The organism is Amycolatopsis kentuckyensis (assembly GCF_002155975.1).
Classification (GTDB): Bacteria; Actinomycetota; Actinomycetes; order Mycobacteriales; family Pseudonocardiaceae; genus Amycolatopsis; species Amycolatopsis kentuckyensis.
On sequence record NZ_MUMI01000674.1, the window covers coordinates 1 to 6,821 of the forward strand.

General features: G+C 69.3%; 12 protein-coding genes. 10 read left to right on the forward strand and 2 right to left on the reverse strand.

The annotated features are described in order from the left end of the window. The 10 genes from CCN39_RS45340 to truA all read left to right on the forward strand — a co-directional run. Window positions 1-304, forward strand: a 304-nt coding sequence (locus CCN39_RS45340) for a M24 family metallopeptidase (protein ID WP_143264414.1), incomplete at its 5' end; no start/stop codon positions are given. Window positions 305-566: 262 nt separating this feature from the next. Next, on the forward strand, window positions 567-788 hold the full coding sequence (gene infA, locus CCN39_RS45345) for a translation initiation factor IF-1 (protein ID WP_004558881.1): 222 nt from the start codon (window positions 567-569) through the stop codon (window positions 786-788). A 37-nt stretch (window positions 789-825) separates the two neighbouring features. Continuing rightward, complete coding sequence (gene rpmJ / locus CCN39_RS45350; protein WP_004558882.1) at window positions 826-939, forward strand: 50S ribosomal protein L36; 114 nt, start codon at window positions 826-828, stop codon at window positions 937-939. A gap of 207 nt (window positions 940-1,146) precedes the next feature. Then, entirely contained in the window at window positions 1,147-1,527 is a 381-nt protein-coding gene (rpsM, locus tag CCN39_RS45355; protein WP_034285908.1) for a 30S ribosomal protein S13, read from the forward strand. Then, entirely contained in the window at window positions 1,524-1,709 is a 186-nt protein-coding gene (locus CCN39_RS45360; RefSeq protein WP_004558884.1) for a hypothetical protein, read from the forward strand. The genes rpsM and CCN39_RS45360 overlap by 4 nt, the downstream gene beginning before the upstream one ends. A gap of 18 nt (window positions 1,710-1,727) precedes the next feature. Further along, entirely contained in the window at window positions 1,728-2,135 is a 408-nt protein-coding gene (gene rpsK, locus CCN39_RS45365) for a 30S ribosomal protein S11 (protein ID WP_004558885.1), read from the forward strand. A 23-nt stretch (window positions 2,136-2,158) separates the two neighbouring features. Then, window positions 2,159-2,764 (forward strand): 30S ribosomal protein S4, encoded by a 606-nt coding sequence (gene rpsD, locus CCN39_RS45370; RefSeq protein WP_086853095.1) that lies wholly within the window; start codon window positions 2,159-2,161, stop codon window positions 2,762-2,764. Window positions 2,765-2,870: 106 nt separating this feature from the next. Further along, window positions 2,871-3,941 (forward strand): DNA-directed RNA polymerase subunit alpha, encoded by a 1,071-nt coding sequence (locus CCN39_RS45375; protein WP_004558887.1) that lies wholly within the window; start codon window positions 2,871-2,873, stop codon window positions 3,939-3,941. Between the two features lie 41 nt (window positions 3,942-3,982). Further along, window positions 3,983-4,534: a 50S ribosomal protein L17 gene (gene rplQ, locus CCN39_RS45380; RefSeq protein WP_086853097.1), complete on the forward strand. Its 552-nt coding sequence runs from the start codon at window positions 3,983-3,985 to the stop codon at window positions 4,532-4,534. 73 nt (window positions 4,535-4,607) lie between these two features. Next, window positions 4,608-5,435 carry a tRNA pseudouridine(38-40) synthase TruA gene (gene truA, locus CCN39_RS45385; protein ID WP_086853101.1) on the forward strand — a complete coding sequence of 276 codons (828 nt, stop codon included), beginning with the start codon at window positions 4,608-4,610 and terminating at the stop codon, window positions 5,433-5,435. A 60-nt stretch (window positions 5,436-5,495) separates the two neighbouring features. On the opposite strand, the gene CCN39_RS45390 is transcribed toward truA, so the two are convergent. Together CCN39_RS45390 and CCN39_RS45395 are read right to left on the reverse strand one after the other, a co-directional pair. Beyond that, window positions 5,496-6,215 carry a hypothetical protein gene (locus CCN39_RS45390; protein WP_086853099.1) on the reverse strand — a complete coding sequence of 240 codons (720 nt, stop codon included), beginning with the start codon at window positions 6,213-6,215 and terminating at the stop codon, window positions 5,496-5,498. Next, a partial coding sequence (locus tag CCN39_RS45395; RefSeq protein WP_143264415.1) for a type VII secretion protein EccE occupies window positions 6,212-6,821 on the reverse strand: 610 nt, incomplete at its 5' end. The genes CCN39_RS45390 and CCN39_RS45395, both read right to left, overlap by 4 nt.

Here is a 6,821-nt window from a genome sequence, read left to right on the forward strand (position 1 = left end):
GGGCCGCGACGACGGCATCGAGTACGGGATGATCGTCGAGTACGGCGGCCACGGCATCGGCCGCCAGATGCACATGGACCCGTTCCTGCCGAACGTCGGCAAGCCCGGCAAGGGCCCCCGGCTGAAGCCCGGCATGGCACTGGCGATCGAGCCGATGCTGACCGGCGGTGGTGGCGAGACCCGCGAGCTGGACGACGGCTGGACGGTCGTTACGGCCGACGGCTCCCGCGCGGCCCACTGGGAGCACACCGTCGCGATCACCGAAGACGGCCCCTGGGTGCTCACCGCCCCTGAGGACTCCTGACCTGCGCATTCACCCACACGAGGTGATCGCGATCACGTCCACCTGCACGTTCCTTTAGCATGGTCACCCCCGGTTTGGGGGTCGCGACACGAGTTGCGTACACTGTCAAGTCGGCGCACTTATCGCGCCCGGATCCTGCGCGCTCGTGAATTCACGGTCTACTGGGACTCGGGCACCGGTGTGCCGACGTTCCGCCCAACCCGGCACTAGTGCTCCGGTTGGTCACAGAGTGTAGTGACATGCGACAGGAAATGCGGAGGACATGGCGAAGAAAGACGGGGCCATCGAGGTCGAAGGCCGCGTAGTCGAGCCGCTCCCCAACGCGATGTTCCGCGTCGAGTTGGAGAACGGCCACAAGGTCCTGGCACACATCAGCGGCAAGATGCGGCAGCACTACATCCGCATCCTGCCGGAGGACAGGGTTGTCGTGGAGCTTTCGCCCTACGACCTCTCTCGTGGTCGCATCGTCTACCGCTACAAGTGATCACGAAGAGCAGCTCAACAGCAGGAGAGCAGAAGACGTGAAGGTCCAGCCGAGCGTCAAGAAGATCTGCGACAAGTGCAAGGTGATCCGCCGTCACGGCCGGATCATGGTGATCTGCGAAAACCTGCGGCACAAGCAGCGGCAGGGCTGATCGCCCGCACTCGAGCAGAGTGGATTGACGGCTTTACCCAACCTCCCCGCACCTGCCGGCTCACGTTCGTGAGCCGGACCACCCCCGGGCTTCAGGCCGGGGCCGGGACACCCGAAGCGCAAGCCGAGGGCACGACAGGCGAGTCGGTCCCGGGACCGGACGGGGAGCAGACCTGAAGATGAAACCGAAGAAGGAGCATCAACGCCAATGGCACGACTCGCTGGCGTAGACCTCCCCCGCGAAAAGCGGTTGGAGATCGCGCTTACCTACATCTACGGCATCGGCCGTACCCGCTCGAAGCAGCTCATCAAGGCTGCCGAGCTCAACGCGGACACCCGCGTCAAAGACCTCAGCGATGACGACCTCGCGAAGCTGCGTGTGTACATCGAAGAGAACTTCAAGGTCGAGGGTGACCTTCGCCGTGAGGTGAACGCCGACATCCGTCGGAAGATCGAGATCGGGTGCTACGAGGGCCTTCGCTGGCGCCGCGGACTTCCCGTCCGTGGTCAGCGCACGAAGACCAACGCCCGTACCCGCAAGGGTCCGAAGAAGACGGTCGCCGGCAAGAAGAAGGCTGGCAAGAAGTGAGCGTCCAGGGCAAGAAGGTCGTGCAGATGGGTGGCGTTCACCGCCGCGGCTCGGCTTGTGTCTCGCCCAAGGCGCTCTACGCCCGCCCGATGGCGCTCCGCAACCTGTACACCGACGCCGGATCGATCATCCGGCGCGGCCAGGCCGAAGCGGTCGCCGCTCACCAAGAGAACGCGCGCTAACAGGAGAACCCTCAGAACATGCCACCGAAGTCTCGTACTGCGGCCGGGGCCAAGAAGGTCCGCCGCAAGGAAAAGAAGAATGTCGCGCACGGTCACGCGCACATCAAGAGCACCTTCAACAACACCATCGTCTCGATCACGGACCCGACCGGTGCCGTGATCGCGTGGGCGTCGAGTGGTCACGTGGGCTTCAAGGGCTCCCGCAAGTCCACCCCGTTCGCCGCGCAGATGGCCGCCGAGAACGCGGCCCGCAAGGCCGCCGAGCACGGCATGAAGAAGGTCGACGTCTTCGTGAAGGGCCCGGGTTCGGGCCGCGAGACGGCGATCCGCTCGCTGCAGGCGGCCGGCCTCGAGGTCGGCACCATCCAGGACGTGACCCCGCAGCCTCACAACGGCTGCCGCCCGCCCAAGCGGCGCCGGGTCTGAGGAACGGGGAGGAGTAAGAAGAAATGGCTCGTTACACCGGCCCCGCGACGCGTATTTCGCGTCGCCTCAAGGTTGACCTCATCGGCGGCGACCAGGCTTTCGAGCGTCGCCCCTACCCGCCGGGCCAGCACGGCCGCGGGCGCATCAAGGAGTCCGAGTACCTCCTGCAGTCGCAGGAGAAGCAGAAGGCTCGCTACACCTACGGCGTTCTCGAGCGTCAGTTCGTCCGGTACTACAAGGAAGCCGTCCGGCGTCCCGGCAAGACCGGTGAGAACCTGCTGCAGATCCTCGAGTCCCGCCTGGACAACGTGATCTACCGCGCCGGCATCGCCCGCACGCGCCGTCAGGCGCGCCAGCTGGTGAGCCACGGCCACTTCGTGGTCAACGGCCAGAAGGTGAACGTCCCGTCGTTCCAGGTCACCAAGTGGGACATCATCGACGTGCGGCCGAAGTCGATGGGCATGCTGCCGTTCGTGGCGGCGAAGGAGTCCTTCGGCGATCGCCCGATCCCGGCGTGGCTGCAGGTCGTCCAGTCCAACCTCCGCGTGCTGGTCCACCAGCTGCCGGAGCGTGCGCAGATCGACGTTCCGGTTCAGGAACAGCTGATCGTCGAGCTCTACTCGAAGTAGTCCGGCCCCGGCTGGAATACGGGCGGCGGCGCAACAGGTGCGTCGCCGCCGCGCCATCCCTTCGACGTCATATGGCGGGCGTCGTCTGGAAAGGAATTAGGAAGAAATGCTGATTTCCCAGCGGCCGGCTCTCGGCGAAGAGACGGTCAACGAGACCCGCTCCCGGTTCACCATCGAACCGCTGGAGCCCGGCTTCGGCTACACGCTCGGCAACTCGCTGCGGCGCACGCTGCTGTCGTCCATCCCGGGCGCGGCCGTGACGAGCATCCGCATCGACGGCGTGCTGCACGAATTCACCACCGTTCCCGGGGTGAAGGAAGACGTCACCGACATCATCCTGAACCTCAAGGAGCTCGTGGTGTCCTCGGAAGAGGACGAGCCGGTCACCATGTACCTGCGCAAGCAGGGCCCGGGTGAGGTCACGGCGGCCGACATCGTGCCGCCGGCGGGTGTCACCGTGCACAACCCGGATCTGCACATCGCGTCGCTGAACGGCAAGGGCAAGCTCGAGATCGAGCTCGTCGTCGAGCGCGGCCGCGGTTACGTTCCGGCCCTGCAGAACAAGCAGGCGGGCGCGGAGATCGGCCGGATCCCGGTCGACTCGATCTACTCGCCGGTGCTCAAGGTGACCTACAAGGTCGAGGCCACCCGTGTCGAGCAGCGCACCGACTTCGACAAGCTGATCCTGGACGTCGAGACCAAGCCGTCGATCACGCCGCGCGACGCGGTCGCGTCGGCCGGCAAGACGCTGGTGGAGCTGTTCGGTCTCGCCCGCGAGCTGAACGTCGACGCGGAGGGCATCGAGATCGGCCCGTCGCCGCAGGAGGCGGACACCATCGCCGCCTACGCGATGCCGATCGAGGACCTGGACCTCACCGTCCGGTCGTACAACTGCCTCAAGCGCGAGGGCATCCACACGGTGGGCGAGCTCGTCTCGCGCAGCGAGGCGGACCTGCTCGACATCCGCAACTTCGGCGCCAAGTCGATCGACGAGGTCAAGCTCAAGCTCGTCGGCCTCGGCCTCGCGCTGAAGGACAGCCCGCCCGGGTTCGACCCGACCGCGGCGGCCGCCAGCTACGACGGTGAAGGCTGGTCGGAGGGTGTCGGTGGCATCGCCGACGGGATTTCGGACGGCCACGACGATGGCCAGGACTACGCAGAGACCGAGCAGCTCTGAGGCCGTGTGCCTGGACGCTGTGAGCTGAACGAGGAGAACCAATGCCCACCCCTACCAAGGGAGCCCGGCTCGGCGGGTCGTCCGCGCACGAGCGGCTGATCCTGGCCAACTTGGCCACGCAGCTGTTCGAGCACGGCAAGATCACGACCACCGAGGCGAAGGCCCGCCGGGTCCGCCCGCTGGCCGAGAAGCTGATCACGAAGGCGAAGCGGGGCGACCTGCACAACCGCCGTCAGGTGCAGAAGGTCGTCCGTGACAAGGACGTCGTGCACAAGCTGTTCGCCGAGATCGGTCCGCACTTCGCGGAGCGTGCGGGTGGCTACACCCGGATCACCAAGACGATGCCGCGCAAGGGCGACAACGCCGCCATGGCCGTCATCGAGCTGGTGGCCGAGAAGACCGTGACGAGCGAGGCCGAGCGCGCGCGCAAGACCAAGTTCGCCAAGGACGAGAAGGCTGCCGCTCCGGTTGCCGAGGAGACCACCGAGGCGCCCGCCGCCGAGGAGGCCCCGGCTGCTGAAGAGGCCAAGGCCGAGGAGACCACCGAGGCTCCCGCCTCGGAGGAGACCGACGCCGACGCCAAGAAGGACTGACGTCCTGACGGCCGCTTCGACACCGGACGAGCCCGCCACTCCCCTCGGGGAGGGCGGGCTCGTCCGTCTGCGCCTGGACGTCTCCTACGACGGCACGGACTTCTCGGGCTGGGCCCGCCAGCCGGGCCGCCGGACGGTCCAGGGCCTCCTGGAGGACGCCCTGCGGAAGCAGCCGCCGGGGGCCGCCGTGCCGAAGTCCGTCGTCGTGGCGGGCCGCACGGACGCCGGCGTGCACGCGACCGGCCAGGTCGTGCACGTCGACGTGGTGCCGCTTTCGGGCCCGGCGGGCCGGATCCCGGTCTCGCCCGAAGGCATCCCGGACCTGACCCGCATGACGGGCCGCTGGAACCGCCTCCTGCCCGGTGACGTCCGGGTACTGGGCGCCCGGATCGCGCCCGACGGCTTCGACGCGCGGTTCTCGGCGATCCGCCGCCACTACCGCTACCGGGTCTCGGACGCCCCCTGGGGCGTGGACCCGCTGCGCCGCCACGACACCCTGGCCTGGAACCGTCCACTGTCGACGGACGCGATGAACGCGGCGGCCGCGGAACTGCTGGGCCTGCACGACTTCGCGGCGTACTGCAAGCAGCGCGACACGGGCACGACGATCCGCGAGCTGCAGCGCCTGGAGTGGGCGCGGGTGGACGACCACCTGCTCGAGGTCCGCGTCTCGGCGGACGCGTTCTGCCACTCGATGGTCCGCAGCCTGGTCGGCGTGCTGCTGCTGGTCGGCGACGGCCGCCGCACCGACGCCTGGCCGTCGAAGGTCCTGGAGAGCGGCATCCGCGACAGCGCGGTCGCCCCGGCCCACGGCCTCACCCTCCTGGGGGTCGACTACCCCCCGGACGCGGAACTCGCGGCACGTGCCGAGCAGACGAGGAACGTCCGCACCTCACCCTGACGACGAAAAGCGGGTGGCTCCCCGAGGGGAACCACCCGCTTCCGGCCGTCCGGAAGGACTTCAGTCGCCGCGGCGGACCGGGCCCAGGAGCTGCTGCTCCTTGCCGGTGGTCACCAGGCGAAGGGGGCGCCACAGGTTGCGGCCCAGGGCCACCACCTGGTCGTCCTTCAACGTCGTCAGCTGGCGCATCATCTGGGGCGGCAGGCGCCAGATGCGGGCCGCCAGCTCGGCCTGGCCGGCCGGGAGGCGCTGCATCAGCACCAGGTCCGCCGCGTTGGCCGTCGCGCCGGCCTGCGGGTGCAGGTACGGGAGCACGTAGACCGTCGTCTGCCAGGGCGAGCGGGGCGGGAACAGGTCCTGCGGCGTCGGGCCGCCGTCGGTCACCACCAGCAGGGGCGCGTCCTCCGACGGCCGCGGCAGCTCGACCGGCGACAGGCGGCGGATCTGCACCAGCGGCGAGGGCCGGCCGTCGCGGCTGCCCGCCGCTCGGGACAGGACCTGCCACTCGGTCGGGCGTCCGGTCGCGACCACGACCCACGCGCCCACCGCCATCGCGCGCATCGCCACCTGGCGAGCCAGGTACAGCCCGCCCACCAGCACGATCCGGGTGGGGGTCGAGCGCAGCGCCGAGATGGTCAGCGGCTCGCCCTTGAGGCCCGAGCCGAGCACGATGCCCCCGCGGTCACCCGAAGGGCTGATCGCGTCGAGCAGCGCGGGATCCACCGTGAACTCCGGTGCCACGCCGCTGTTCTGCCCGGCGTCACGGACGCGGGAACTCATGCTGTGCCTCCGATCGGCAACGTCGCGGCGAACGCGGACACCTGCAGCCCGCGCAGCGGCGTCAGGTCCACCCCGAGCCGCTCGGACAGTCCGGTCAGCCGCTGGTCGGCGGCGTCGAGCTCACGCGGGTTCCGCGCGCTCAGCCGGACCACGCCGCGCAGCCCGATCTTGCCCTCGTCGGACGCCGGGGAGATCGACATCGCCAGCGTCGCCGACAGCGCGCGGACGCTCGTCAGCGCGTTCAGGCTGCTGGTGACCTTGCCCTTCGGCCAGCCGGTGATGGCGTAGCTCGAGTGCCCGATGCCGGCCGCGGTCACGCCGGACCAGCGTTCCTGCAGCGTCACCTTCGTGGGCGAGCCGGCGACGGAGGTCAGCTCCGCGGCCGAGATGCTCGCCCGCAGCAGCTCGTCCGGGTCGAGCGGCCGCGTCGGCACGCCCTGGGACTCCAGCGCGTTGCGCACCCGCGACAGCGCGCCGATCAGCGCGCGGTGGGCGCCGACGACGCCGCCGCCGCGTTCCCGGATCGCCGCCGGGCACCGCCTCGGGTCGAGCCGGATCGCCACCCACGTCGTCCGCCGGGCCGCCGCGGGCAGCGGGCCCAGCACC

Bases quoted from the DNA above. Each gene is read 5' to 3' on its own strand.
- infA (WP_004558881.1), top strand. From the start codon at position 567: ATGGCGAAGAAAGACGGGGCCATCGAGGTCGAAGGCCGCGTAGTCGAG.
- rpsM (WP_034285908.1), top strand. From the start codon at position 1,147: ATGGCACGACTCGCTGGCGTAGACCTCCCCCGCGAAAAGCGGTTGGAG.
- rpsK (WP_004558885.1), top strand. From the start codon at position 1,728: ATGCCACCGAAGTCTCGTACTGCGGCCGGGGCCAAGAAGGTCCGCCGC.
- rpsD (WP_086853095.1), top strand. From the start codon at position 2,159: ATGGCTCGTTACACCGGCCCCGCGACGCGTATTTCGCGTCGCCTCAAG.
- CCN39_RS45375 (WP_004558887.1), top strand. From the start codon at position 2,871: ATGCTGATTTCCCAGCGGCCGGCTCTCGGCGAAGAGACGGTCAACGAG.
- rplQ (WP_086853097.1), top strand. From the start codon at position 3,983: ATGCCCACCCCTACCAAGGGAGCCCGGCTCGGCGGGTCGTCCGCGCAC.
- CCN39_RS45390 (WP_086853099.1), bottom strand. From the start codon at position 6,215: ATGAGTTCCCGCGTCCGTGACGCCGGGCAGAACAGCGGCGTGGCACCG.